Genomic DNA, 24,698 nt, shown 5'->3' on the forward strand with positions numbered 1-24,698 from the left:
TCCGATGCTTTAAAAGCGAGTGGTGACGGGCGTTTAGAACGGATCAAAGACGAGCGCAAGGGGGAACCTCCGTAGAGGTCCGTTTTTTTGTCGCACGCCCCACTGCCGGGCAGAAAATCACGGATGAGCGTCAGTGCCCGGCGCGATTGACCTGTGGATAGCGCTTGCGCCACCAGATCGCGGCCTTGCGTCTGCGCCGGCGCACCGAGGGCAGTTCCTGCGACAGGATCAGCAGCCCGAGCGGAATCATCCAGAAGCCCAGAACCGGGAGGAAGCCGAGGATACCGCCGGCGACGAGGCCGGAGCCCACGGCAACGCGCCCGTTGCGCGAGCGGGGGAAGGGCAGTTCCAGCCGCCCGAGGATCAGGCGACCTTTCTCCCTGTCGATGTGAAACTTCTTTTCGGCCATTCGCTACCTATATCGCGGAAACGTACCAAAACCTTGTCCCGCCTGGGGAAAAGATGGGTGCTTGGGAGAATTGCACAAGGGCGCGGCATTTTTTTGAAAAAACCGCTTGGCAAATCGTGCCAGCATTTGTATTAGCCCCCTCACGCCGCGGCGAGCGGTGATCCCTGGTAGCTCAGCGGTAGAGCATTCGACTGTTAATCGACAGGTCGCCGGTTCGAATCCGGCCCGGGGAGCCAGTTTCTCAGCAGAAGTGCTGGATGCAAGGCCGGTTCGGTTTCCGAACCGGCCTTTGTTTTTTTCGGAGCCGCCGGCCGGTCTGGTCCTTCCCGCCGTGCTTTTCGACGTCAGTTCGTCGCGATTTGCCCCGATCGCGGAGGGGAAGCCTTGAAAGCGGCCCTTCCTGCAATTATGACACGCCGAGAGACAGACACCCGGCCGCAAGTGGGACGACAATCATGATGGACTTCGAAGCTGCACGCACCAAGATGGTGGACAACCAGATACGTACGACCGATGTGACGTCGCACTCCGTGCTTTCGGCGTTTCTGACGGTACCGCGCGAGGCATTCGTGCCGACCGAGCTGAAGCCGCTCGCCTATATCGACGAGGACCTGCAGATCGGGGGCGGTAACCCGCCCCGCTACATCATGGAGCCGTCGCCGCTCGCCAAGCTCATCCAGCTCGCCGCCATCACCAAGGACGACGTCGTTCTCGAGATCGGTTGCGGCGCCGGCTATGCCGCGGCGATTCTCTCGCAAGTTGCCGGTTCGGTGGTCGCCGTCGAGTGCGACGAGGCCCTGGCGGCCAAGGCGACGGGTACGCTTTCCGAACTCGGCTACGATAACGTGGCGGTGGTGACCGGCGATCTCGAAAAGGGTTATGCGAACGAAGGCCCCTACGACGTCATCTTCGTCAACGGTGCGGTCGAAGAGGTGCCCGAGGCGCTGCTGTCGCAACTCCACGAGGGTGGGCGACTGGTCGCCGTCGTCGGCTACGGCAACGCCGCCCGCGCGCGGCTTTATGTCCGTGCCCACGGCGTGTCCTCCTTCGGAGAGCATTTCAACGCCGCGGTGAAGCCGCTGCCGGGCTTCCGCAAGGCGGCCGAATTCGTCTTCTGACCTCAGCCTGCGACATATTGGCCGGGGATGGCGCCGCCACCCCGGATTGCCTTTGATCGAGCCGATGCGGCATGTTGTTTTTTGGCAACGTCGCGTCGGTTTTCTTTTTGCGACGGAGCGGTCCGGGTTGCGACTTTGCGAGCGTCGGGTCATCTAGGGGAGGGAGCGTCCGCGACAGCTCGGGAATCAAAGCCATGGTTTTGCCCGAGGACCCGTCGGGTTAGCGGAAAAATTTGGAGTTGATGTCCCGTGTCGTTCATTCGAAAGACCGTATGTGCCGCCACTCTGGCGTCCGTTCTGGCGCTGATGCCGGGAATGGCCGCCGCCGAAACGATCTTCGGCGCCATGGCAAAGGCCTATGAGAACAATCCGGATCTCAACGCAGTGCGGGCACGCCTGAGGGCAACCGACGAAAACGTCACCATCGCCAAGGCCGGCATGCGGCCCCAGGTCGCGGCAACAGCGTCGGCGACGCAATTGTCGGTCGGACACGTGAGCGGCATGCCCTCGGGCTACACCAATGACTACAATCAGACGGATGTCGGCCTCTCGATCACGCAGATGATCTTCGATGGATTTCAGACGCTGAACAATGTCCGTGCAGCGGAATCGGGCGTCTTTGCGAGTCGCGAGAATCTGAAGGCCAACGAGATCTCCATCCTGCTCGCAGCCGCGCAGGCCTATGCGGACGTGGCCCGCGACCAGCAGATCGTCGTCATCCGCAAACAGAACCTTGCCTTCCTGCAGGAGCAGCTGAACGCGGCCAATGCCCGTCTCGAAGTGGGCGAGGGAACCCGCACCGACGTCAGCCAGGCAGAGGCGCAGCTTGCCGGCGCGCAGGCGCTTCTTGCCGCCGCGATCGCCCAGCTGAAGCAGAGCGAGGCGACCTATGTACAGGTTGTCGGCGAGGCGCCCTCCGGCGTCAAGCAACCCAGTCCGGCGAGCAAGGCGCTGCCGTCGACCCTCGATGGCGCGGTCGCCTCGGCAATCCGCGAGCATCCGTCGGTTCTCGCCGCCCTGCACGCGGTGGATGCCGCCGGCTACCAGGTGAAGTCGGCCGAAGGCATGCTGCTTCCCGGTGTCGTCATCCAGGGCAATGTAGGCCGTCACACGACGACGAATTCGAGCAGCAGCGATACGGACTATTCGAGTGCCTCGATCACAGCCCAGCTCAAGGTGCCGCTCTACCAGGGCGGCGCGGAATTCGGCCGCATCCGTCAGGCGAAGGAGACGCTCGGCGAACAGAGGATCATGGTCGACTCGGCACGCGCAGCGGTACGCCAGCAGGTAACCTCGGCCTATGCCCAGATGCAGGCCGCGACCGCCGCGATTTCGGCAGCACGCAAGCAGTTGAGCGCCGCCAATCTCGCTCTCCAGGGCGTCATCGAGGAGCGCAATGTCGGGCAGAAGACCACGCTCGACGTCCTGAATGCGCAGGATACCGTGCTTCAGGCCAAGGAGAGCCTCGTCGGCTATCAGCGCAATGCGGTCGTCGCCAGCTATTCGGTGCTGGCGGCATCCGGCAAGCTGACCATCCAGAGCCAGGGGCTCGAGGTCGCCGAATACCGCTCCGAAGGGCACTACGAAGAAGTCAAGGACAAGTGGTTCGGCCTCCGAACGGTCGACGGCCGCTGAGACTGCCTCCTTCCTGAATAAACCTGTGCATCACGCCGAAGCGAACCTGCGGCGTGATTTTTTTCCCCGAGGGAGTATCCTAAGGTGGAACGAATCAATGTCCGGTGCATGGTGCCGGCGATTGAATCTTCAGGGAAAACGGGGAAGAATATGGCTCAGCCAAGTGTAGCGCGTGAACCGTCGATGGAAGAGATCTTGGCGTCGATCCGCCGGATTATCGAGAGCAACGATCCGGAAAGCGCGAAGCTCGACTCGGCCTCCCTGCCGCCGGTCTACGAAGACGGTGACGACGATCTGGCGCTGGCAATCGATGACGCTGCACCTGCCATGTATGCCGCGAACGACCGGGGCGGCGCAGTCCCCTCCGTCCAGACCACCGCTCCCGAACCCGTCGAGAAGCCGTCCCCGAAGAACGTTTCCCTTGCCGATCTCGCCGCACGCGTGCGCTCGTCGAGCGAACGGGTCGAGCCTGTGCTCGGTCGCTCCGTCGAGACGCCGCTGCCGGTCAGCCCGGTGATGACCAGCCGCATGGCAGAGTTGCGCTCGTCCATGCCGCAGGTGGAGCCGGAGCGGAAGGTTGTCCAGCATGCCGCCGAGCCGGCAGAGACCTTTGTCGCACCGAGTGCGCCGGCCGACGTGGTCGTCGAAACACTGCAACCGGTTGCCCTGCAGGGCGAGACGGAGAGCAAGGCGCTCGTCTCGGCCGAAACGCGCGAGCAGGTGGCCCGCTCCTTCGGCGAACTCGCCGAAGCCATCGACGGTAGCCAGCGCCGCTCGCTCGACGAGATGGCGGAGGAAATGCTCCGTCCGATGCTGCAGGAATGGCTCGACGACAATCTTCCGACGCTCGTCGAACGGCTGGTGCGCGAGGAGATCGAACGGGTCGCCCGCGGTCCGCGCCGCTGATTTTCAGCGACGAAGACAGGGACAGGCCGCTTCGGGCCGCTCCGGCGTCCGGGGCGGCTTTCTTGTTGACACTGACGGCCCCGTCCGGTTTACCGCTTAAGTAACATCAATCCGTGTTGATCCCTTCAACGCTTTCTAGGTTTGGTCAGGAAATGCTCGAAAAAACCTACGACGCCACGACAGTCGAACCGAAAATCGCCAAGGCCTGGGAGGACGCCGACGCTTTCCGTGCCGGCGCCAATGCCAAGGCAGGCGAGGATAGCTTCACCATCGTCATCCCGCCGCCGAACGTGACCGGTTCGCTGCACATGGGACACGCGCTCAACAACACCTTGCAGGACGTCATGATCCGCTTCGAGCGGATGCGCGGCAAGGACGTGCTGTGGCAGCCGGGCATGGACCATGCCGGTATCGCCACGCAGATGGTCGTGGAGCGGCAGTTGATGGAGCGTCAGCTTCCCGGCCGGCGCGAGATGGGGCGCGATGCCTTCGTCGAGAAGGTCTGGGAATGGAAGAACGAGTCCGGTGGCCTGATCTTCAATCAGTTGCGCCGTCTCGGCGCCTCCTGTGACTGGTCGCGCGAGCGCTTCACCATGGATGAAGGGCTCTCCGAAGCCGTGGTCGAGGTCTTCGTCAGCCTCTACAAGGAAGGGCTGATCTACAAGGACAAGCGGCTCGTCAACTGGGATCCGAAGCTGCTGACGGCGATCTCCGATCTCGAGGTCGAGCAGATCGAGGTGAACGGCAATCTCTGGCACCTGCGCTATCCGCTGGAAGACGGCGTCACCTACCAGCATCCGGTCGCCTTCGATGAAGACGGCAATCCGACCGAATGGGAGGCGCGCGACTATCTGGTCGTCGCGACGACCCGTCCGGAGACGATGCTCGGCGATACCGGCGTCGCCGTCCATCCGGATGACGCGCGCTACAAGGAGATCGTCGGCAAGCACGTGATCCTGCCGATCGTCGGGCGCCGCATTCCGATCGTTGCGGACGAGTATCCGGACCCGACCGCCGGAACCGGTGCGGTCAAGATGACGCCGGCGCACGACTTCAACGACTTCGAGGTCGGCAAGCGGGCCTGCCTGAGCATGGTCAACATCCTGAACGTCGATGCGACCGTAGGCATCGTCGGCAATGACGATTTCATGGAAGGCCTGACGCCGACCCGCGAGCAGGAGATGGTCTGGTCCGAGCTCGAAGGGCTCGACCGTTTCGCTGCCCGCAAGAAGATCGTCGAGATCCTCGAGGCTGAAGGACTGGTCGACAAGATCGAGCCCCACAAGCACATGGTGCCGCATGGCGACCGCGGCGGCGTTCCGATCGAACCGCGACTGACCGAACAATGGTATGTCGACGCCAAGACCCTCGCCAAGCCGGCGATCGCCTCCGTTCGCGAAGGCCGCACGAAGTTCGTCCCGAAGAACTGGGAAAAGACCTATTTCGAGTGGATGGAGAACATCCAGCCCTGGTGCGTCTCGCGCCAGCTGTGGTGGGGACACCAGATTCCCGCCTGGTACGGCCCGGACGGGCAAGTCTTCGTCGAGAAGACCGAGGAAGAGGCGCTGCACGCCGCCATTCAGCACTACATCTCCCACGAGGGCCCGTGGAAGGCCTGGGTCGAGGAGAAGCTCGAGAACTTCGCACCGGGCGAGATCCTGACGCGTGACGAGGACGTGCTCGACACGTGGTTCTCCTCTGCACTCTGGCCGTTCTCGACGCTCGGCTGGCCGCAGAAGACAGAGGCGCTCGCCAAGTACTATCCGACGGATGTGCTGGTCACCGGCTTCGACATCATCTTCTTCTGGGTCGCCCGGATGATGATGATGGGAATGCACTTCATGAAGGACGAGAACGGCACGCCGGTCGAGCCCTTCCATGCCGTGTACGTACACGCGCTGGTCCGCGACAAGAACGGCCAGAAGATGTCGAAGTCGAAGGGCAACGTCATCGATCCGCTGCAACTGATCGACGAATACGGCGCCGACGCGCTGCGCTTCACGCTGGCCATCATGGCGGCGCAGGGGCGCGACGTGAAGCTCGATCCCTCGCGTATCGCCGGCTACCGCAACTTCGGCACCAAGCTCTGGAACGCGACCCGCTTCGCCGAGATGAACGGCGCGGCGAACGATCCGCACTTCCTGCCCGAAACGACGACACTCGAAATCAACCGCTGGATCCTGACTGAACTGGCACGGACCGAGCGTGACGTGACGGAGGGGATTGCCAACTACCGCTTCAACGACGCGGCAGGCGCCCTCTACCGCTTCGTCTGGAACCAGTTCTGCGACTGGTACCTCGAACTGCTGAAGCCGGTCTTCGCGGGCGACGACGAGGTTGCCAAGAAGGAGGCACAGGCCTGTGCGGCCTATGTGCTGGAGGAGACCTACAAGCTCCTGCATCCCTTCATGCCTTTCATCACCGAAGAACTCTGGGCCCATACGGCGGGCGAGGGCAGGGAGCGGGAGACGCTGCTTTGCCACGCAGCCTGGCCGGCACCCGACTTCGCCGACGAAGGGGCCGCGAGCGACATCAACTGGCTGATCGACCTGGTGTCCGGCATCCGCTCGGCGCGTGCGGAGATGAACGTTCCTCCGGGGGCGGTTGCACCGCTCGTCGTCGTCGCGGCGAACGGCGTCACGCAGGAGCGCCTGCTGCGCCACGAGGCATCGATCAAGCGGCTGGCGCGCGTGGAAAGCATCGCGCTCGCGCCGGAGGCTCCGAAGGGAGCCGCCCAGATCGTCATCGGTGAGGCAACAGCCTGCCTGCCGCTCGGAAGCCTCATCGACATCGGCGCCGAAAAGGCGCGTCTCGAAAAGGCGATCGCCAAGGTCGAGCAGGAAATGAACCGTATCGCCTCGAAACTCGCCAACGAGAAGTTCGTCGCCAACGCCAACCCTGATGTCGTCACCGCCGAACGCGAACGCTATGGCGAACTGGAGATCCAGCGCGCGAGCCTCGATACCGCTCTTAAGCGTTTGGCGGAGGCCAGCTGAGTCGCGGCAACCTTCCGCGAGTCTCCGGATTCCTGTGCATTTTTTGGGGAGCCGCATGCCGCAAGGCATGCGGATTCCTCATATCGATTTGATTCGGCATGGAAAATGTCGCTCGAAGCGCTTCGAGAGCCACGTTGTCTGTGATTGGTCACAAATCTGTGAGTGTGTTTTTAGGGTAACAGATCGTTCGTGTACTGGAAAATATTACCTCAAAATGCGTAATCCGGTTGAGCTATGGGAATTTTGTTGCTCAGTTTCCGATATCTTACGTGTGCGTCAGCATTTTTACGTAAATTTGGGCGGTTCGCGGCGGCAGTGGTCCCTGGTGTGGTAACGTTGTGATATCAAAGACCGTGATTAGAATGCCCAACAGTCGTTATGCCTTGGAGTGGGGAGAGAGATGGCAAAGCAATTTTTTAAATCCGGAGTCGTGTTCGCGGTCGGTTTCGGCGCCCTGGCGTCGGTAGCGAACGCCGGTGGCTTCAGTCGCGGCGAGGCCGATACCGACATCCTGTTTGAAGACGGAACCTACGTGGCGCGGGGCGGCGTCATCTACGTTTCGCCGCATCGCAAATTTGATACCATCGCCGGCGCCGCGGCCACTGATGACCGCTATAGCAACGACTACTGGATTCCGAGCTTCGCCGCGAAGTTCCAGATGTCCGAAAACTTCGGCTGCGCCCTCACCTATACGCAGCCCTTCGGTGCCGATGCGGATTATGGCCCGCAGGCTCAGATGGCGAGCCTTCTCGGCGGCGGCGCGGGCGCCAGCCACAAGGATTTTATCACCAACGAATACGGTGCGACCTGCGACGTCAGCGCGCAGGCCGGCAAGGGGCGTGTCCACTTCCTCGGCGGCGTCTTCCTGCAGGACTTCAAGTACACTGCGAACGCGTATCGCGGCGACTTGACGCTTGAGGATAAGGCAGCCTTCGGATATCGCCTCGGTGTCGCCTATGACATCCCGGAATATGCGATGCGCGCGCAGTTGATGTATCGCTCCAAGGTCAAGCACGACGCCGACGTGGGCTCGTTCGATTGGGATCCGGCGATCGCGCCCTTCGGACTGCAGGACGCCTTCGGCAGTGGCACGCTGCCACAGTCGCTGAAGCTCAGCCTGCAGACCGGTGTCGCCCCTGGCTGGCTGGTTTACGGCTCGGTCAAGTGGACGGACTGGAGCGTTCTGCAGACCCTCGACTACAGCGTCGGCAACCCGATGGCGCCGGGTGGCTACACGCCTCAGCAGGACGTCTATAACTGGAAGGATGGCTGGACACTTCAGGCGGGCGTCGCCCACAAGTTCAACGATCAGTTCGCCGGCACGGTGAATGTCACCTGGGACAGCGGCGTCGGCACCGGTGCAGACATCTACACCGATACCTGGACCGTCGCCGCCGGCGTTTCGGTCAAGGCCGGTCCCGGCGAGCTTCGCTTCGGCGGCGCTGTCAGCTACCTGACCGAAGGCAGTCAGTCCTTGGCGGACGGTGCGAGCTACAATGCCACGGCGAACGGCGATTGGGCCTACGCGGTTTCCGGCTCCTACCGGATCACCTTCTGAGATCCGCATCATTGATATTGAAAAGCCCGGCTTGTCCGGGCTTTTCGCGTTGTGTGGCTGCGGAGGGCGAGGGATTGTGGCAAATCGGCAACATTTTCCCTATCGTTGCGGAGACCCCGCATATCCGGGGATTTTGTCCATTTCCCGCCACAAACGGAGCGCAGCGATGCAGCGACGAATGCTTGAGTTGGGTGTTGCGTAGTTCGTCGGTTGAGTATGACATGAGCCTTGTAGCCGCAGAAAACCTTCTGAATTCCGCAGACGCGCCGAGAAGATCGGTGTTTCGGGATTGCGCCGTGAGTTTTTTGGCGCCTGCGACGTCCGCAGCCGCAGTCTTGCCCGAAATACAAACTACCTTGAAGAAGGTCGCCGATGACTTCTCGTTGCCTGGCAAAGCAACGCATGCCGGAGGAGGCGTGACGGTGAACGGTATGTTCACCAGTGTCGCGGACAATAGTTTCACGGACATGGCAAGTCGAGCCGAACGAGGCCTCGAAGGCTGCCGTCGTCTGTGGTGATGTGGAAGAAATACGCAATCATGCAAACGCCAGACTGGAAATATCCGGGTAAGCTGCTGTTCTCCTCGCTGCTCTTCGTCCTCGCCGGGACGGCGGCGGGGCATGCCTTCGACATCAATGCTGGCGTGAGCAAGGAGTCAGGACCCTTCGACCTCTTCAAATTCGGCTTCAAGGCCTACAAGAACGGCCAGAAGCAGGAGGCTGTCGAAGCCTACCGCTATGCCGCCGAGAAGGGTCACACCGGCTCGCGCTGGGCGCTCGCGAACATGTATGCGGATGGCGACGGCGTCGTCGAGGACGATTTCGAGGCGTTCAAGATTTACTCGGAGATCGCAAGCCAGGGTGTCGAGCCGGGTTCGGAAGATACCGGTTTCTTCGTCAATGCGCTGCTGGCGCTGGCCGGTTATTATCGCAAGGGCATTCCGGGCAGTCCCATCAAGATCGATCTCGCGCAGGCGCGTCAACTCTATTTCCAGGTCGCTTCGACCTTCGGCATTCCGGAGGCACAGTTCCAGCTTGCCCGAATGATGCTGACGGGCGAGGGTGGCAAGGTCAGCACCCAGCAGGCCAAGAAGTGGCTCAATCTGGCGCGCAAGAGCGGCCACCCCGGGGCCATGGCGGTATTCGGGAACCTGATTTTCCAGGAGGGCCAGAGTGTCCGTGGCCTCGCCTTCATGACCGCCGCACTGGACAAGTGCAGCCCGTCCGAGTGTCTGTGGATGCAGGACCTGCAGGAGCAGGCTTTCTCGCTCGCCAGTGAAAACGATCGTCGCGTGGCGATCGCGCTCGCTCCGGAGATCTATCGCCAGCCCGAATGACGGCGGCCGTCAGGCAGCCTCGAAATCGAACCAGCCCGCGACGGGCACGTGATCGGAGGGCTTTTCCCACGTCCGCACGTGCTTTTCGATCTGCCCGGCCCGGAAACGGTCCGTTGCCTCCGGCGAGAGCAGAAGGTGGTCGATGCGGATGCCGTTGTTCTTCTGCCAGGCGCCGCCCTGGTAATCCCAGAAGGAATAGAGCTTCGTCTCGTCGGTCGTCGCGCGCACTGCGTCGACGAGGCCGAGATGTTCGAGCCGGCGGAACGCTTCGCGTGTCTGCGGCAGGAAGAGCGCGTCGCCAGCCCAGACCAGCGGATCGTGGCAGTCGTAGGGCTCGGGGATGACGTTGTAGTCTCCGGCGAGGATCAGCGGTTCCTCGAGCGCGAGACGGTCTTCGGCGAACGCCTTCAGCCGTTCCATCCAGGCGAGCTTGTAGGGATATTTTACCGGATCGTCCGGGGGATTGCCGTTCGGCAGGTAGAGCGAGCAGACGCGCAGCGCACCACCCTTGACTGAAAACACGCCTTCGATGAAGCGCGCCTGTTCGTCCCCGTCATCACCGGGCAACCCGCGATTGACCTCGTCCGGCTTCATCTTCGAGAGCAAGGCCACCCCGTTGAACCCCTTCTGGCCATGCGTCTCGACGTGGTAGCCGAGCGCCTCGATCTCCAGTCTGGGAAAGCCGGCGTCTTCGGACTTGATTTCCTGGAGACAGACGATGTCCGGCGCGGAGCTTTTCAGCCATTCGCAGAGATTTGCGATGCGCGCCTTCACCCCGTTGATGTTCCAAGTGGCGATCTTCATGGATTGCTTCCCTTCGTCTTCCCTTCTTCATAGACGACAGGGCGAATTTTGCCACCGGCTTTTGTGCATTGCCGGCCGCGGCCCCTTTGACATTCTATGACAACACTCCATTCTTCCCTGGCCGGCTCATGGGGGCGGTAGAGCCGGTGGCCGCTCCTTTTGGGGCAAGCAGCGCCGGGCGACAAACGCCCGCAAGAAAAGGGGACACTACTCATGTCAAACGTCAGTACCAAGACGCATCCGGTCGATGAGGTGCTGCCGATGTCGCGGCTCGCGACACTCGGCCTGCAGCACGTTCTCGTCATGTACGCCGGTGCCATCGCAGTACCGCTGATCATCGGCCGCGCGTTGAAACTGCCGCCGGAAGACGTCGCTTTTCTGATCTCCGCAGACCTGTTCGCCTGCGGCATCGTCACGCTGATCCAGTCGCTCGGCGTCACCCAATGGTTCGGCATCCGCCTGCCGGTGATGATGGGCGTCACGTTCGCGTCCGTCGGTCCCATGGTTTCCATGGCCAATATCTCGGGCGGCGCCGATGGCGCGCGCCTCATATTCGGCTCGATCATCGGTGCCGGCATAGTCGCTATGCTGATTGCGCCGCTGGTCAGCCGCCTGCTGCGCTTCTTCCCGCCGGTCGTAACCGGCACGATCATCCTTATCATCGGCGTTTCGCTGATGCGGATCGGCATCAACTGGATCTTCGGAAATCCGTTCGGGCCGACGGCGCCGAACATTCTCGATCCGGCCCATGCCAAATGGCTGGAGGATGTGAAGGCGCTGGCCGCGACCGGGGCAGGGGCCATCCCGGAGATACCGGCCAAGCTTGCGCTGGCCCCGAGCGTGCCGAACGCCGCCTACGCGCCGCTTTCCGGCATCGCGGTCTCGGCCATCGTGCTGGCATCGATCCTGCTGATTGCGCGTTTCGCCAAGGGCTTCGTCGCCAACATTTCCGTGCTCCTCGGCATCGTCATCGGCGGGATCCTTGCCGCAGCCACGGGCATGATGATTTTCGACAAGGTGGCGAATGCCGCCTGGTTCGCGCCGGTCCTGCCCTTTCATTTCGGCATGCCGATCTTCGACCCGGTCCTCATCGTCACCATGACCATCGTCATGCTTGTCGTCATGATCGAGTCGACGGGCATGTTTCTGGCCCTCGGCGAGATGACCGGCAAGCCGGTAACCCAGCCGATGCTGGCGGCGGGCCTTCGCACCGACGGCCTCGGCACGCTGATCGGCGGTATCTTCAATACCTTCCCGTATACGAGCTTCTCGCAGAATGTCGGCCTCGTTGGCGTCACCGGCGTCAGGTCGCGTTTCGTCTGCGTCGCGGGCGGGGTGATTCTGATCATCCTCGGTCTGCTTCCGAAAATGGCGGCCCTGGTGGAATCTCTGCCGACCGTCGTGCTCGGCGGCGCCGGATTGGTGATGTTCGGCATGGTCGCCGCGACCGGGATCCGGATCCTTTCGGGCGTGGACTTTAAGACCAGCCGCAACAATCTGTTCGTCGTCGCGATATCCATCGGGTTCGGCATGATCCCGCTGGTCGCGCCGAACTTCAAGCAGTGGATGCCGCATAGCATTCATCCGCTGATCGATTCCGGCATCCTTTTGGCCTCGATCTCTGCCGTGGTGCTGAACGTCTTCTTCAACGGCACCTCTTCCGCAAGCGATGCGGAAATGCGCGAGGCTGCCCTGGCCGGCGATGGCGGTCACTGACAGGAACAAACCGGCCGGGTCCGAGCCCGGCCGGTTTGCAGAGCGGTATTGGCGACATTAGACCGAAAAGCTGGTCCCGCAGCCGCAACTAGCGACCGCGTTCGGATTCTTGATCTGGAAGGACTGGCCGAGCAGGTTGTCGACGAAGTCGATCTCCGATCCGCTCATGTAGACGAGCGAGACCGGATCGATGACGACCGTCGCGCCATCCTTGGTGATGACGAGGTCGTCGGACTGCGGCGCGCTTTCGAGGTCGAACTTGTAAGAGAAGCCGGAGCAGCCTCCGCCTTCGACGGAGACGCGCAGGGCGTGCTTGTCCTGCTCCCCGGCAACCACAGCCGCGATCCTCTTGGCCGCGGCGTCCGAAAGGGTGATGGTCGATTCGCTCATTTGTCCTCCTGACGGGTTCAAGGCCCGTGGAAAATCGATGGTTGATCCCGGCAGCCGGCCTGAAGCGGCCCCTGTTTGCTCGCTTTTGCCGTCAAATCGGCTCCCGGCACGCTCTCTTGCTTGCGGGATCGTCTGCTATAGGTATGAAGGCGGGCAACGGGCGTCAATGGGGACGAGACGGAACGGACAATGACGATCGACAGGGCTGCATTGGGTTTCGGTACCGGTGAGCGGGCGGTGTACGCTGCGGACCCGTGGTCGTCCCGCGGGCGGCTATTCGCTGAAGTGAGCAGTCCGACGCGCTCCGACTTCCAGCGCGACCGCGACCGCATCGTCCACACGACGGCCTTTCGACGGCTGAAGCACAAGACGCAGGTCTTCATCGGCACGGACAGTGATCACTACAGGACGCGGCTCACCCACACGATCGAGGTCGCCCAGATTGCCCGTGCGCTCGCCAGAGCCCTCAAGCTGGACGAAGATCTCGCCGAAGGTGTGGCGCTGGTGCACGACTTCGGCCATACACCCTTCGGCCACACGGGCGAGGACGCCCTGCACGACGTTCTGAAGCCCTATGGCGGCTTCGACCACAACGCCCAATCGCTGAGGATCGTGACGAAGCTCGAGCGTCGCTACGCCGAATTCGACGGGCTGAACCTCACCTGGGAGACGCTCGAAGGTCTGGTGAAGCACAATGGGCCGCTGTTGACGTCGACGGGCGAAGGCCCGCGCGGACCTGTCCCGAAGCCGATCCGTGACTATTGCGAAATCCATGATCTCGAACTCGACACCTTCGCGAGCCTCGAGGCGCAGGTGGCGGCGATCGCCGACGACATCGCCTACAACACTCACGACATCGACGACGGCCTGCGCTCCGGTTACCTGACCTTCGAGATGCTGGAGGAGGTTCCGTTCCTCGCAGGGTTGATGGCGGAAGTGCACGGGCTCTATCCGGGACTCGAGGCGAGCCGCTTCACCCACGAGATTACCCGCCGCCAGATCACCCGCATGGTCGAGGACGTGATCTCGGTGGCGCAGGAACGTCTGCGGGAGATCACGCCCGGATGTGCGGCGGACGTCCGCCACGCCGACTGCGCGATCGCCACCTTCTCCGCGGGGATGGCCGAGACCGACCGGCAGATCAAACGCCTGCTGTTCAGCCGCATCTACCGCCATCCGGAGATCATGCGGATCCGCGCCGGCGCCGCGCAGATCGTCACCGATCTCTTCCAGGCCTACATGCGAGACCCATCGCTGATGAGCAGCCACTACTGGGTCGACCACATCGCAGGCCTCGACGAACCCGCCAAGGCCCGGCACGTCGGCGACTATCTGGCGGGGATGACCGACACCTATGCGGTCAACGCCCACCGTCGTCTGTTTGACCGGACTCCCGATTTACGCTAGGCAGCGGCCAGCAAATTCCCCTGTACATAACCGGAGCTTGAGAGTTCCGGCGTGGAAAACGAAGATGAATCTTTTCGCCGACTTCGAAACAAGAATTAAGAACGCGCTCGAAACCTTGGAAATCGTGAAGGAAAAGCGTTCCGCGCTTGATTTCGGGCGAATTGTCGTCGAGCCGCCGCGCGATGCAAGCCACGGCGACGCAGCGACCAATGCCGCGATGGTGCTTTCCAAGCCGCTGGCGATGAATCCCCGCGCTCTTGCCGAGATCATCTGCGAGAAGCTGAAGGAAGACGAAGACATTTCCGACGTCTCCGTCGCAGGTCCCGGCTTCATCAATATCCGCGTGTCGACGGCGTACTGGCAGCGACTGCTCTCGGCGGTGATCGCCGAGGGGACCGACTTCGGTCGCTCCGTTCTCGGCTCCGGTCGCAAGGTGAACGTCGAATACGTCTCGGCAAATCCGACCGGTCCGATGCATGTCGGCCATTGCCGCGGCGCCGTCGTCGGCGATGCGCTCGCCAATCTCCTGCAGTTCGCGGGCTACGAGGTCGCCAAGGAATACTACATCAACGACGCAGGCGCCCAGATTGACGTCTTGGCTCGATCCGTGTTCCTGCGCTATCGCGAAGCCCTGGGCGAGGATGTCGGCGAAATCCCGGCCGGCCTCTATCCGGGCGACTACCTCGTCCCTGTCGGCAAGGCTCTGGCGGAGGAATACGGTGTCCGGCTCCACAACATGCCGGAAGAGGAATGGCTGCAGATCGTCAAGGACAAGGCGATCGACGCGATGATGGTGATGATCCGCGAGGATCTCGCCGAACTCAACGTCCACCACGACGTCTTCTTCTCCGAGCGCGCGCTGCACGCCAACGGCGCGGCAGCGATCCGCACCGCGATCAACGACCTCACCTTCAAGGGACACGTTTATCGTGGCACCCTGCCGCCGCCGAAGGGTCAGCTCCCCGAGGATTGGGAGGATCGCGAGCAGACGCTCTTCCGCTCGACCGAGGTCGGCGACGACATCGACCGGCCGTTGATGAAGTCGGACGGCAGTTATACTTACTTCGCCGCCGACGTCGCCTACTTCAAGGACAAGTTCGATCGCGGCTACGACGAGATGATCTATGTGCTCGGCGCCGACCATGGCGGCTACGTCAAGCGCCTGGAGGCGGTGGCGCGGGCTGTCTCCGGCGGCAAGACGAAGCTCACCGTTCTTCTTTGCCAGCTCGTCAAGCTCTATCGCGACGGCGAGCCGGTGAAGATGTCCAAGCGGTCGGGGGATTTCGTGACGTTGCGCGACGTCGTCGACGAGGTCGGCCGCGACTCCGTCCGCTTCATGATGCTCTACCGCAAGAATAGCGAACCGCTGGACTTCGACTTTGCCAAGGTGACGGAACAGTCGAAGGATAATCCGGTCTTCTACGTGCAGTATGCGCATGCCCGCTGCATGTCGGTCTTCCGTCAGGCGAAGGAAGCATTTCCAGACCTCGACTTCGATGGGCTCGACCTGTCGTCGGCGGTGATGGGAGTGATCGAGGATCCGACAGAGCTGCAACTGGTGGCGAAGCTTGCCGAGTATCCGCGCGTGATCGAAGCTGCGGCACAGTCGCAGGAGCCTCATCGCGTGGCGTTTTACCTTTATGATCTCGCCAGTTCCTTCCACGCGCACTGGAACAAAGGCAAGGATCAACCGGAATTACGATTTGTTAACGATAAAAACCGAGAATTGAGCATCGCCAGGCTTGGGCTGGTGCGTGCTGTCGCCTCTGTTCTGAAGTCCGGACTGACCATTACGGGCACTGATGCTCCGGTTGAAATGCGATAGTATTGTCACCATTTCCCCACAAAGCACTGGCATGGCGTGTAGTCGCGTTAGTGAGTGGAACTAGGTAATGGTACAGAAACAAGCCGCATACAACAGTCGCCTGGGCGGCGAAGACTTCGCTGACGACGATCCGTTGGCGGAGCTGGCCCGGATTGTCGGCTTCGAGCCGCCCGCCGCTCGCGACGTACCGCGTGAACCGCAGATGGTCGAAAGCCCGGTCGCTCCGGTTCTGCCAGTCGCGGAGCCGAGCAGTCTGGAAGACGAGCTGCTGCGAGAGTTCGAGAACTACGAACGTGGCCAGCCAGTCGCGGCCCCCGAGAGCGAGCCCGCCTATGTCGCGCCCGAGATCGTGGAAACCGTCCCCGTCCTCGACGCGATCGATGAGCGCGAGGAGCTGGAGCTGAACACGGCCGGCGCCAACGAGGCCGTGCTGGCGGAAGCCGAAGAAACCTTCCTCAACGCCGAGCAGGCCATCATGCCCGAAGCGGCGGAGACGATTTCCTCCGATCTCGCCGATGAACTCGAAATGGCGGTCTCCGCCGGACCTGTCGAGCCGGTTTGGCCGAGGGCTGACGCCGAGCCTCGCCTGAAGCTGCCGCTTGCCAACTTCCATGTCGCGCAACGGCCTGCCCCTCGCTTGGAGCCGGCCTTCACGGCCGAGCGCGAGGAGCCGACTACGGTAGAGGTGGAAGAGGCGCCGCGTCTCAGTCCGGTCGAAACGTCGAGCTGGATGTCCGGACCCGGATCGCAGTCGATCGAGCGCGCGACAGTCGAGGGCGAGGCCCAGCATCCGTCCGATCCCGACTTCGAGGTGTTTTCCGCAGGCGCAGAGAGCTACAGCGCGCCTGCTGTGACAATGCCGGAGAGTACTCCGGTATCCGCAGGGCCGGCAACCAGGACTGAGCCCGACTTCTCTTTCTCCTTCGCAGACGAACTCGCCGCCGACGAGGATCGGTTCGAGCCTGCCTCCGAGGCTGTAGCCGAACCGGCCGCCCCACCGGCGGAGCCTGCTCGCGCGCAATCGGCGGCGATCGACGAGGATGCCTTCGATCCCTTCGCGGACGGCGCTTTCGAACTCGATCTCGATGACATCGAACTCGACTTCTCTGACCTCGAGATTGATCCGGAACCGGCGCAGGTCGCCAAGGCGGAAAGCCTCCACGACGAGCCCGTGGCTGCGAAAGCGCCATCCGTGCCGGTCGAAGTCGCAAGATCTGTGGCGACCGCGGCTCCGGCTGCTGCGCCCCTGCCGGCATCAGTCGCGGCTCCTGCCTTCGCCTCCCCGGTGATCCACGAAGATGAGGAATTGCCCTTCGACCTCTCGGAAATTGCCGAGCAGGACGAAAGTCCCGAGTCGATCGCGGCCCTGGACGTGCCGGAAATCCCGGTTCACGAACCCAGGGAGCCGGTGGTTGCTCGCCACGATTACGATCTCGACATAGACACCGAACTGGCGTCGCTTCTGAGCGACGCCGTGGTTCCCGCGGCGGCCTCGCCTGCGGCACAGCCGGCTCCGGCCGCTGCAGCCCCGGCTGCGACAGCGGCCGCTCCCGCCGCGATTGCGGATGATTTCGAAGCGTTCGAAAAGGCGCTCGAACAGGACTTGAAGCGCTCCTATGAGGGCGACAAGGGTTTCGCCGGCGCGGTCAATCGCATTCCGCTTCAGCCGTCGCCGGAGGAGATCGACTACGACGAGCCTCGGCCTTCCCGTGGCAGGCTTCTCGCGGCCTCTGCCGCCGGCGTTCTGGTGCTTCTGGCGGGCGGTGGCCTCTATGCCTGGATGACCGGTTCGGATTCGGTGGTTCTCGGCTCGGGCGAGCCGGTGGTGATCGTCGCCGACAAGGAGCCGGTCAAGGTCGTGCCCGAGGACAAGGGCGGCAAGACGGTGCCGAACCAGGACAAGGCGGTCTACGACCGTGTCGCCGGCGCGGCCGTCGAAGATCCCAAGCAGCCGAGCCTGATTTCGTCCAGCGAGGAGCCGGTCGACGTCGTCCAGAAGACGCTGATACCCGAGACCTTGCCGCTCGAAGGCGAGAACGAGCCCGATGCCATGCCGACGCCGGTCGGCGAGACGGAGGATCCGCGACTGCTGCCGAGCGACCAGCCCGCGAACCAGCAGGCCGCAGGCAGCACCAGCGATCCCGTGACGATCGCACCGCGCAAGGTGCGCACGATGATCGTCCGTCCGGATGGAACGCTGGTGGCGCAGGAAGTCGAACAACCGACGACGGAAGCTGCGGCTCCGTCGGCACCGGTTGCTCCGGCGCTTGCTCCGCCGACCACGGCACCGGCAGAACAGGCATCGGCCGCGCCGGCCACGCCCACGGACACCGCAAGCCCGCAGACGGTTGCCGAACCCGCGGCGCCGGCCACCGCGCAGCCGGCAAACGCCGGCGCCACCACGCCAGCGGCCGAAACCGCGGCGGTCCCCGCCGAGCCGGCACGTGTGGAAACGGCTGCCGCTCCGGCGGTATCCGCCCCGGTGCCGACGGCACGCCCGGCCGAACAGCCGGTCAATATCGTCAGCACGGTCACCGAACGGGGCAATGTCAAGCCGGTTGAGACGGAGACGGCTTCTTCCTCGGTGCCGGCCGGAAGCTATGTGATCCAGATCGCCTCGCTGCCTTCGGAAGCGGATGCGCAGAAATCCTACAAGAATCTCTCGGCGAAGTTCGGGAACGTGATCGGTGGACGCGCATACGAGATCAAGAAGGCGGAGATTGCCGGCAAGGGAACCTATTATCGGCTCCGGATCGTCGGTGGCAGCAAGGACGAAGCCGTCGCCCTTTGCGAACGCTATCGGGCAGCCGGCGGCACCTGCCTCGTCGCGAAGTAAGGTCGAAAGCCGCGAAATCCATCATGGGATGGCGGAAACCCCGTGTTTCCGCCATTTTTCCTGTGCATGACCTAGCTCGGCGCTTCGGCTTTTCACTTGCGCCTCTTATGATTCGGCCATGAGCACGATGAAAGCGATGATCCTGGGCTGCAGCAGCCTCAAGCTGACGGCCGACGAGAAGGCCTTCTACCGGGACGAACAGCCCTGGGGCTTCATCGTCTTCGCCCGCAACCTCTCTGAACCGTCGCAGATCCGTGATCTCGTCGCCGAGATGCGTGAGACCGTCGGCGGGCGCAATGCGCCCGTGCTGATCGACCAGGAGGGGGGGCGCGTCCAGCGCATCCGCGAACCGATCGCGCCGCGTTATCCTTCCGCAGCCGTGCTCGGCGACATCTACCGCCGCGACCGTGGCCAGGGGCTGCGTGCCGCCTGGTTGATGTCGCGCCTCCACGCCTTCGACCTCCTGAAGCTCGGCATCAACGTCGATTGCCTGCCGGTGCTCGACGTGCCGGTTGCGGGGGCAAGCAACGTCATCGGCGATCGCGCTTACGGCACCGATCCGGTCACTGTCGGGGAAATGGGCGAGGCGGCCGCGGCAGGGCTCAAGTCCGGCGGCGTCCTGCCCGTAATGAAGCATGTTCCCGGCCATGGTCGCGGTATGGCAGACTCCCACCATGAACTGCCGGTGGTGACGACGCCTCTTTCCGAGCTGGAAGCCCATGATTTCGCGCCGTTCAAGCGGCTCCGCAACGAACTGATGGCGATGAGCGCTCATGTGGTCTACACGGCGGTCGATCCCGATCGTCCGGCCTCGACGTCGAGGAAGGTGATCGACGAGATCATCCGCGGGACGATCGGCTTCGATGGCCTGCTGATCTCCGACGACAGCTCCATGAATGCGCTGAAGGGCACGCTCGGCGAACGCGCGGCGGCGATCGTCGCAGGCGGCGGAGACATCGTGCTTCATTGCAACGGCGTGATGGAGGAAATGAGGGCGGTGGCCGCGCAGGTGCCGCCGCTTGCCGGCCGGTCCCGCGAACGGGCGGCGGCTGTCGAAGCAGCGCTGACATCCGTGGGAGAGGCGGACGAGTTCGCACTTCGTGAAGAATTTGAGAGCCTGAGGGCGTCGGCATGAATGGCCGCCCCGGACAGGCCCCGGCCGACCGCCAGAGAACCGGAGGGCAGGGGGTGTCCGCCGCCACGCCGATGGACAAGCTCTGGCAGGAAACCGACGCCGAAAGGCTAACCGGCGAACCGGCGCTCGTCATCGACGTGCAGGGCTTCGAAGGACCGCTCGACCTGTTGCTCTATCTCGCCCGCAACCAGAAGGTCGACCTCTCGCGGATCTCCGTGCTGGCGCTTGCCGAACAATATCTGGAGTTCATCGAGACCGCCCGGCGCATCCGCATCGAGCTCGCCGCCGATTATCTGGTGATGGCGGCCTGGCTCGCCTACCTCAAATCCCGCCTCCTGATCCCGCAGCAGGCGAAGGACGACGGCCCTTCGGGCGAGGAGATGGCCGCAACCCTTGCCTTTCGCCTCAAGAGGCTGGAGGCGATGCGCGAAGCGGCGACGCGCCTCATCAACCGCAACCGCCTCGGCCGCGATGTCTATGCCCGCGGTGCGCCCGAACACGTGCCGACGCGCGTCGAGTCCGCTTATGAAGCGACGCTCTACGATCTGCTGACCGCTTATGCGGCGTTGCGCCAGCGCCAGTCGATCACCCAGGTGACGATCGAACGGCGGCGCGTCTGGTCGCTCGCCGATGCCCGGGCCATATTGACGCGAATGATTGGTGAGATCGGCGACTGGACGACACTTGACCAATACCTCTTGCGCTATGCGACGACTCCCGAGGAGCGGGTGACGGCGATTGCGAGCGCCTTTGCGGCCTCGCTGGAGCTCGTACGCGAAGGGCGCCTCGAAATCCGCCAGGAGGGCGCCTTCGCGCCGATCTACATGCGCGGCGGCCCGCGGGCCGCCGAACTCGCATCCTCGGAGTGAGCGCGATGGTGGAGGTCTTGCAGGAGGAGCGGTTGGATCTCGGCGACGACGAGGAATTCACGCCCGAACGCGACCGCGCCGAGCGGGAGGCCCTGAGGATCGCCGAAGCACTGGTGTTCGCGTCCGCCGAACCCGTCTCGGAGAAATTTCTGGCGGAGCGTCTGCCGCGCGGCATCGACGTGACGGTGCTGATGCAGACGCTGAAGGTCGAATATGCCGGCCGTGGCGTGAACCTCGTGCAGATCGGCGACCATTGGGCTTTCCGCACCGCGGCTGATATCTCCTTCGTCATCCGCAAAGAGGAGAGCGAGGCGAAGAAACTTTCCCGCGCGGCACTCGAAGTCCTTGCAATCATCGCCTATCACCAGCCGGTGACGCGCGCCGAGATCGAGGAAATCCGTGGCGTCCAGACCTCGAAGGGGACCCTCGACGTGCTGATGGAGGCCGGCTGGGTGCGCTTCCGTGGCCGGCGACGTTCGCCGGGGCGGCCGGTGACGCTCGGTACCACGCGTGATTTCCTCGATCATTTCGGTCTGGAAGAGCTGCGCGACCTGCCCGGTCTCGAGGAGCTGAAGGGGGCGGGTCTCCTTTCCGGTCGCATACCGGCCAACTTCAATATCGCCATTCCGACGATCGGCGACGACCTGACCGAGGACGAAGATCCGATCACCCAGCTCGATCTCGAGGAACTCGGCCTCTTGACTCCGGGTGGTGAACCGGACGAATAGGTTCATGTTTTGAACTGCAACAGGTTGCGTCCGGGTCTGCGGGTCGCCGCAAGGCCGCCGTACCCCAAGAGAGCGCAGCCGCTCGGACGGTGGAATGAATTCGAGTACGGCAATCGCACCGCGAGGAAACGCCAGGCGCACGGCCGGTGTGACCTTTGCGGCCCGCCTGAGCTTCGAGGACATCCGTCACAGCTATCACGGCAAGGAAACCATTCGTGGTGTGACACTCACCGCCGAGGCGGGCGAGGTGCTCTGTCTGCTCGGTCCGTCCGGATCGGGCAAGACGACCTTGCTGCGGATAGCCGCAGGCATCGAGGTCCAGACCTCCGGCCGGTTACTCCTCAACGAGCGCGAGGTGGCGGGGCCGTCCGGTTTCGTGCCGCCGGAGCAGCGCGGCATTGGTCTCATGTTCCAGGACTTCGCGCTCTTTCCCCACATGAGCGTGATCGACAACGTCCGCTTCGGCCTCACTGCGCTTCCCGCCGGCGAGGCGAGGGCCGAGGCCATGCTCGCGCTCGAGCGCGTCGGCCTCGCCCATTACGCGGACAAGTATCCGCACGTCCTTTCCGGCGGGGAGCAGCAGCGCGTGGCGCTCGCCCGGGCTCTGGCGCCACGGCCGGGCGTGCTCCTGATGGACGAGCCGTTTTCCGGGCTCGATTCCCGCCTGAAGGACCAGATCCGTGCCGACACGCTGGCGATCCTGCGGGAGACGAGGGCGACTGCCGTCGTTGTTACCCACGACGCCGAGGAGGCGATGCGCATGGCCGACCGGATTGCGCTTCTGCGCGACGGGAAGCTGGTCCAGGTCGGCACATCGGACGACCTCTACCGCCGGCCGAAAGACCTGTTCGCCGCCGCCTTCTTTTCGGAGATCAACGAGTTCTCGGGCGTCGTCAGGGGCGGCGGGGTGGAAACGCCGCTCGGCGTCGCTTCTGCGGGCACGATCCCGGAGGGGCGCGAAGTGTCCGTCGCGGTGCGTCTTTCTGGCGTGCATGTGCTGGCGGAAGGCGGTCCGATCCCGGCCCGCATCGTGTCGCGCAGGTTCTTGGGCGTGGTCGAGATGCTGACGCTTGCTATTCCCGGACGGGAGCAGCCGGTACGCGCGCGCGTCCGGGCCGATCTTCTGGCGCCTGACCTCAAGGATGTGACCCTCAGGGTCGACGCGCAAGACATTTTGGTGTTTGAAAAAGACGCGTAAACGTCTTACATCGATGGTACGCAAAACCGAGGGAGTTTGTAATGGGTTCTTTTAGCATGTGGCATTGGCTGATCGTTCTGGCGATCGTGCTGCTCTTGTTTGGTCGCGGCAAGATTCCGGAACTGATGGGCGATGTCGCCAAGGGCATAAAGAGCTTCAAGAAGGGCATGTCCGACGACGATACCCCGGAACCACCGAGCAAGACCGTGGAGCACAAGGCCGACGAAACGAAGTAAGGCCGTTCCCGGCCGGGTGCATGCGGTCCTTCCAAGGGTCGGTGGCTTCAGGAGCCTGATTTATGCTGGATATTGGCTGGACCGAGCTGTTGGTCATTGCCGTGATCCTGATTGTCGTGGTCGGTCCGAAGGACCTGCCGCCGATGATCAGGGCGTTTGGGAAAATGACTGCCCGGTTGCGCAAGACCGCAGGCGAGTTCCGGGCGCAGTTCGACGAGGCATTGCGTGAGGCCGAACTCGACGAGTTGCGGCAAACGGTGAACGATGTCCGAAGCCTCAACCCGGCAAATGCGCTCCGCGATGCCGTCAACCCGCTACGGCAGGCCGGCAACGAAATCAGGAGCGAGTTGCAGAAGGCGACCACACCGGATGTGAAGCCGGCGGAAGCGTCGTCAGAGGCTACCGCAAGCGAAGGTACCGTCGCGCCTGTGGCGCCGCCAATGGCCGCGCCGTTGACCGGTGTCCCGCCGGAGCTTTCCGCGCCGGTGGCTGCTGCCGCGGAACCGGAGAAGGCAAAGCCGGCCGCGAAGAGGGTCGCCAAGCCCAAGGCCGAGCAAGCGGCTGCCGCGCCTGCCACAAAGGCGGCGCCCAAGCGGGCCGCACCGGCGAAGAAAGCCGAAACGGCGGCGAAGCCCGCCGCCCGCAAGCCGCGCACAGCCAAGAAAGAGGATAGCCAATGAGCGGCGATCTCAAGGACAAGCCGCAGCCGCTCGTCGAACATCTCATTGAACTGCGCACGCGCCTGATCTGGTCGCTCGTCGCGTTCTTCGCCGCCTTCATCGGCTGCTTCGCCTTCGCCAAGGACCTCTTCAATCTTCTGGTGGTTCCTTACAAATGGGCGGTGATCTGGGCCGGCCTCGACGTCTCGAAGGCTGAGCTCATCTATACGGCGCCTCAGGAGTTCTTCTTCACGCAGGTGAAGGTCTCCATGTTCGGCGCGCTGGTCATCGCCTTTCCGGTAATCGCCGCGCAGCTCTACAAGTTCGTCGCGCCCGGTCTCTACAAGAACGAGCGTCAGGCCTTCCTGCCGTTCCTGATCGCCTCGCCGATCCTCTTTCTTGTCGGCGGCGCGCTCGTCTATTTCTTTTTCACGCCGATGGTGATGTGGTTCTTCCTTGCGATGCAGCAGGCGCCGGACCAGAACGGCATCGCGATCTCGCTGATGCCGAAAGTGTCGGAGTATCTGAGCCTCATCATGACGCTCGTCTTCTCCTTCGGACTCGTTTTCCAGCTGCCGGTGGTAACGACCCTGCTTGCCCGGGTCGGCCTGCTCGAAAGCGCATGGCTTGCCGGAAAGCGCAAGTATTTCATCGTCGTCGCCTTCGTGATCGCCGCGGTTCTGACCCCACCTGACCCGGTCTCCCAGATCGGTCTTGCACTGCCCACGATCCTTCTCTACGAGGTAGCGATCTATGCAGCGCGACTCGTGGAGCGCAAGCGCGCCGCTGCGGCTTTGGTCGAGGCGGACGAATCCGCGGGCGCCGGCGAGGTTTGAGCCCGGGCCCAGGCGCGGCTGCGTCCGGCCTGTGACAAACGGCGTCCGGCTTCGGCGCCGCACTGTTTCCGTCCGACGACCACGACAACACGATCTGGAAC

General features: G+C 63.2%; 21 protein-coding genes and 1 tRNA gene. 18 read left to right on the forward strand and 4 right to left on the reverse strand.

The genetic code is table 11. From position 1 onward, the window contains the following. Nucleotides 1-130 precede the first annotated feature (130 nt). The gene (locus tag DFR48_RS10230; protein ID WP_114363065.1) at nucleotides 131-409 is read right to left on the reverse strand and encodes a PGPGW domain-containing protein; all 279 of its coding nucleotides are present in this window, start codon (nucleotides 407-409) and stop codon (nucleotides 131-133) included. A 161-nt stretch (nucleotides 410-570) separates the two neighbouring features. Here DFR48_RS10230 and DFR48_RS10235 point away from each other — a divergent pair. From DFR48_RS10235 to DFR48_RS10260, 6 genes are all read left to right on the forward strand, one after another. Further along, nucleotides 571-645 (forward strand) — tRNA-Asn (locus DFR48_RS10235). A 222-nt stretch (nucleotides 646-867) separates the two neighbouring features. After that, on the forward strand, nucleotides 868-1,527 hold the full coding sequence (locus DFR48_RS10240) for a protein-L-isoaspartate O-methyltransferase family protein (RefSeq protein WP_114363293.1): 660 nt from the start codon (nucleotides 868-870) through the stop codon (nucleotides 1,525-1,527). Between the two features lie 306 nt (nucleotides 1,528-1,833). Then, nucleotides 1,834-3,162 (forward strand): TolC family outer membrane protein, encoded by a 1,329-nt coding sequence (locus DFR48_RS10245; protein ID WP_114363294.1) that lies wholly within the window; start codon nucleotides 1,834-1,836, stop codon nucleotides 3,160-3,162. A gap of 183 nt (nucleotides 3,163-3,345) precedes the next feature. Further along, the gene (locus DFR48_RS10250; RefSeq protein WP_425359247.1) at nucleotides 3,346-4,068 is read left to right on the forward strand and encodes a PopZ family protein; all 723 of its coding nucleotides are present in this window, start codon (nucleotides 3,346-3,348) and stop codon (nucleotides 4,066-4,068) included. A 152-nt stretch (nucleotides 4,069-4,220) separates the two neighbouring features. Further along, on the forward strand, nucleotides 4,221-7,064 hold the full coding sequence (locus tag DFR48_RS10255) for a valine--tRNA ligase (protein WP_114363067.1): 2,844 nt from the start codon (nucleotides 4,221-4,223) through the stop codon (nucleotides 7,062-7,064). Between the two features lie 400 nt (nucleotides 7,065-7,464). Further along, complete coding sequence (locus DFR48_RS10260) at nucleotides 7,465-8,622, forward strand: OmpP1/FadL family transporter (RefSeq protein WP_114363068.1); 1,158 nt, start codon at nucleotides 7,465-7,467, stop codon at nucleotides 8,620-8,622. Here the strand turns inward: DFR48_RS10260 and DFR48_RS21770 are convergent. Then, a complete protein-coding gene (locus DFR48_RS21770; protein ID WP_147273526.1) occupies nucleotides 8,612-9,091 on the reverse strand; it encodes a hypothetical protein in 480 nt (159 codons plus the stop codon). The two genes, DFR48_RS10260 and DFR48_RS21770, sit on opposite strands and share 11 nt — an antisense overlap. A 69-nt stretch (nucleotides 9,092-9,160) precedes the next feature. On the opposite strand from DFR48_RS21770, the gene exoR reads away from it, so the two are divergent. Further along, on the forward strand, nucleotides 9,161-9,958 hold the full coding sequence (gene exoR / locus DFR48_RS10265) for an exopolysaccharide production regulator ExoR (RefSeq protein ID WP_114363069.1): 798 nt from the start codon (nucleotides 9,161-9,163) through the stop codon (nucleotides 9,956-9,958). Between the two features lie 9 nt (nucleotides 9,959-9,967). On the opposite strand, the gene xth is transcribed toward exoR, so the two are convergent. Next, nucleotides 9,968-10,762 (reverse strand): exodeoxyribonuclease III, encoded by a 795-nt coding sequence (gene xth, locus DFR48_RS10270; protein WP_114363070.1) that lies wholly within the window; start codon nucleotides 10,760-10,762, stop codon nucleotides 9,968-9,970. 213 nt (nucleotides 10,763-10,975) lie between these two features. On the opposite strand from xth, the gene DFR48_RS10275 reads away from it, so the two are divergent. Further along, the gene (locus DFR48_RS10275; protein ID WP_114363071.1) at nucleotides 10,976-12,478 is read left to right on the forward strand and encodes a nucleobase:cation symporter-2 family protein; all 1,503 of its coding nucleotides are present in this window, start codon (nucleotides 10,976-10,978) and stop codon (nucleotides 12,476-12,478) included. Between the two features lie 57 nt (nucleotides 12,479-12,535). Here the strand turns inward: DFR48_RS10275 and erpA are convergent, their stop codons facing one another. Then, the gene (gene erpA / locus DFR48_RS10280; protein ID WP_114363072.1) at nucleotides 12,536-12,868 is read right to left on the reverse strand and encodes an iron-sulfur cluster insertion protein ErpA; all 333 of its coding nucleotides are present in this window, start codon (nucleotides 12,866-12,868) and stop codon (nucleotides 12,536-12,538) included. 189 nt (nucleotides 12,869-13,057) lie between these two features. On the opposite strand from erpA, the gene DFR48_RS10285 reads away from it, so the two are divergent. From DFR48_RS10285 to tatC, 10 genes are all read left to right on the forward strand, one after another. After that, nucleotides 13,058-14,275 (forward strand): deoxyguanosinetriphosphate triphosphohydrolase, encoded by a 1,218-nt coding sequence (locus DFR48_RS10285; RefSeq protein WP_114363073.1) that lies wholly within the window; start codon nucleotides 13,058-13,060, stop codon nucleotides 14,273-14,275. 64 nt (nucleotides 14,276-14,339) lie between these two features. Then, nucleotides 14,340-16,100 (forward strand): arginine--tRNA ligase, encoded by a 1,761-nt coding sequence (argS, locus tag DFR48_RS10290; RefSeq protein WP_114363074.1) that lies wholly within the window; start codon nucleotides 14,340-14,342, stop codon nucleotides 16,098-16,100. A gap of 67 nt (nucleotides 16,101-16,167) precedes the next feature. Continuing rightward, entirely contained in the window at nucleotides 16,168-18,936 is a 2,769-nt protein-coding gene (locus DFR48_RS10295; RefSeq protein ID WP_114363075.1) for an SPOR domain-containing protein, read from the forward strand. Between the two features lie 118 nt (nucleotides 18,937-19,054). Beyond that, complete coding sequence (gene nagZ, locus DFR48_RS10300) at nucleotides 19,055-20,071, forward strand: beta-N-acetylhexosaminidase (protein WP_114363076.1); 1,017 nt, start codon at nucleotides 19,055-19,057, stop codon at nucleotides 20,069-20,071. Then, on the forward strand, nucleotides 20,068-20,940 hold the full coding sequence (locus DFR48_RS10305) for a segregation and condensation protein A (RefSeq protein ID WP_114363077.1): 873 nt from the start codon (nucleotides 20,068-20,070) through the stop codon (nucleotides 20,938-20,940). The genes nagZ and DFR48_RS10305 overlap by 4 nt, the downstream gene beginning before the upstream one ends. An 8-nt stretch (nucleotides 20,941-20,948) precedes the next feature. Then, on the forward strand, nucleotides 20,949-21,668 hold the full coding sequence (gene scpB / locus DFR48_RS10310; RefSeq protein WP_114363295.1) for an SMC-Scp complex subunit ScpB: 720 nt from the start codon (nucleotides 20,949-20,951) through the stop codon (nucleotides 21,666-21,668). A 94-nt stretch (nucleotides 21,669-21,762) separates the two neighbouring features. Beyond that, the gene (locus DFR48_RS10315; RefSeq protein WP_114363078.1) at nucleotides 21,763-22,866 is read left to right on the forward strand and encodes an ABC transporter ATP-binding protein; all 1,104 of its coding nucleotides are present in this window, start codon (nucleotides 21,763-21,765) and stop codon (nucleotides 22,864-22,866) included. Between the two features lie 41 nt (nucleotides 22,867-22,907). Then, on the forward strand, nucleotides 22,908-23,102 hold the full coding sequence (locus DFR48_RS10320) for a twin-arginine translocase TatA/TatE family subunit (protein ID WP_112688429.1): 195 nt from the start codon (nucleotides 22,908-22,910) through the stop codon (nucleotides 23,100-23,102). A 62-nt stretch (nucleotides 23,103-23,164) separates the two neighbouring features. Beyond that, on the forward strand, nucleotides 23,165-23,782 hold the full coding sequence (gene tatB, locus DFR48_RS10325) for a Sec-independent protein translocase protein TatB (protein ID WP_114363079.1): 618 nt from the start codon (nucleotides 23,165-23,167) through the stop codon (nucleotides 23,780-23,782). Continuing rightward, complete coding sequence (gene tatC, locus DFR48_RS10330; protein ID WP_114363080.1) at nucleotides 23,779-24,597, forward strand: twin-arginine translocase subunit TatC; 819 nt, start codon at nucleotides 23,779-23,781, stop codon at nucleotides 24,595-24,597. Before tatB ends, tatC begins: the two co-directional genes overlap by 4 nt. Nucleotides 24,598-24,698 lie beyond the last annotated feature (101 nt).

Origin of the sequence: Ciceribacter lividus, from assembly GCF_003337715.1 — a bacterium.
Classification (GTDB): Bacteria; Pseudomonadota; Alphaproteobacteria; order Rhizobiales; family Rhizobiaceae; genus Allorhizobium; species Allorhizobium lividum.

Excerpts from the sequence above, each read along its gene's own strand:
- DFR48_RS10285 (WP_114363073.1), top strand. The coding sequence starts at position 13,058 with ATGACGATCGACAGGGCTGCATTGGGTTTCGGTACCGGTGAGCGGGCG.
- DFR48_RS10240 (WP_114363293.1), top strand. The coding sequence starts at position 868 with ATGGACTTCGAAGCTGCACGCACCAAGATGGTGGACAACCAGATACGT.
- xth (WP_114363070.1), bottom strand. The coding sequence starts at position 10,762 with ATGAAGATCGCCACTTGGAACATCAACGGGGTGAAGGCGCGCATCGCA.
- DFR48_RS10315 (WP_114363078.1), top strand. The coding sequence starts at position 21,763 with ATGAATTCGAGTACGGCAATCGCACCGCGAGGAAACGCCAGGCGCACG.
- nagZ (WP_114363076.1), top strand. The coding sequence starts at position 19,055 with ATGAGCACGATGAAAGCGATGATCCTGGGCTGCAGCAGCCTCAAGCTG.
- DFR48_RS10275 (WP_114363071.1), top strand. The coding sequence starts at position 10,976 with ATGTCAAACGTCAGTACCAAGACGCATCCGGTCGATGAGGTGCTGCCG.
- exoR (WP_114363069.1), top strand. The coding sequence starts at position 9,161 with ATGCAAACGCCAGACTGGAAATATCCGGGTAAGCTGCTGTTCTCCTCG.
- DFR48_RS10230 (WP_114363065.1), bottom strand. The coding sequence starts at position 409 with ATGGCCGAAAAGAAGTTTCACATCGACAGGGAGAAAGGTCGCCTGATC.
- tatC (WP_114363080.1), top strand. The coding sequence starts at position 23,779 with ATGAGCGGCGATCTCAAGGACAAGCCGCAGCCGCTCGTCGAACATCTC.
- DFR48_RS10260 (WP_114363068.1), top strand. The coding sequence starts at position 7,465 with ATGGCAAAGCAATTTTTTAAATCCGGAGTCGTGTTCGCGGTCGGTTTC.
- erpA (WP_114363072.1), bottom strand. The coding sequence starts at position 12,868 with ATGAGCGAATCGACCATCACCCTTTCGGACGCCGCGGCCAAGAGGATC.
- argS (WP_114363074.1), top strand. The coding sequence starts at position 14,340 with ATGAATCTTTTCGCCGACTTCGAAACAAGAATTAAGAACGCGCTCGAA.
- DFR48_RS10305 (WP_114363077.1), top strand. The coding sequence starts at position 20,068 with ATGAATGGCCGCCCCGGACAGGCCCCGGCCGACCGCCAGAGAACCGGA.
- DFR48_RS10255 (WP_114363067.1), top strand. The coding sequence starts at position 4,221 with ATGCTCGAAAAAACCTACGACGCCACGACAGTCGAACCGAAAATCGCC.
- DFR48_RS10320 (WP_112688429.1), top strand. The coding sequence starts at position 22,908 with ATGGGTTCTTTTAGCATGTGGCATTGGCTGATCGTTCTGGCGATCGTG.
- DFR48_RS10295 (WP_114363075.1), top strand. The coding sequence starts at position 16,168 with ATGGTACAGAAACAAGCCGCATACAACAGTCGCCTGGGCGGCGAAGAC.
- DFR48_RS10250 (WP_425359247.1), top strand. The coding sequence starts at position 3,346 with ATGGAAGAGATCTTGGCGTCGATCCGCCGGATTATCGAGAGCAACGAT.
- tatB (WP_114363079.1), top strand. The coding sequence starts at position 23,165 with ATGCTGGATATTGGCTGGACCGAGCTGTTGGTCATTGCCGTGATCCTG.
- DFR48_RS21770 (WP_147273526.1), bottom strand. The coding sequence starts at position 9,091 with ATGTCCGTGAAACTATTGTCCGCGACACTGGTGAACATACCGTTCACC.
- DFR48_RS10245 (WP_114363294.1), top strand. The coding sequence starts at position 1,834 with ATGCCGGGAATGGCCGCCGCCGAAACGATCTTCGGCGCCATGGCAAAG.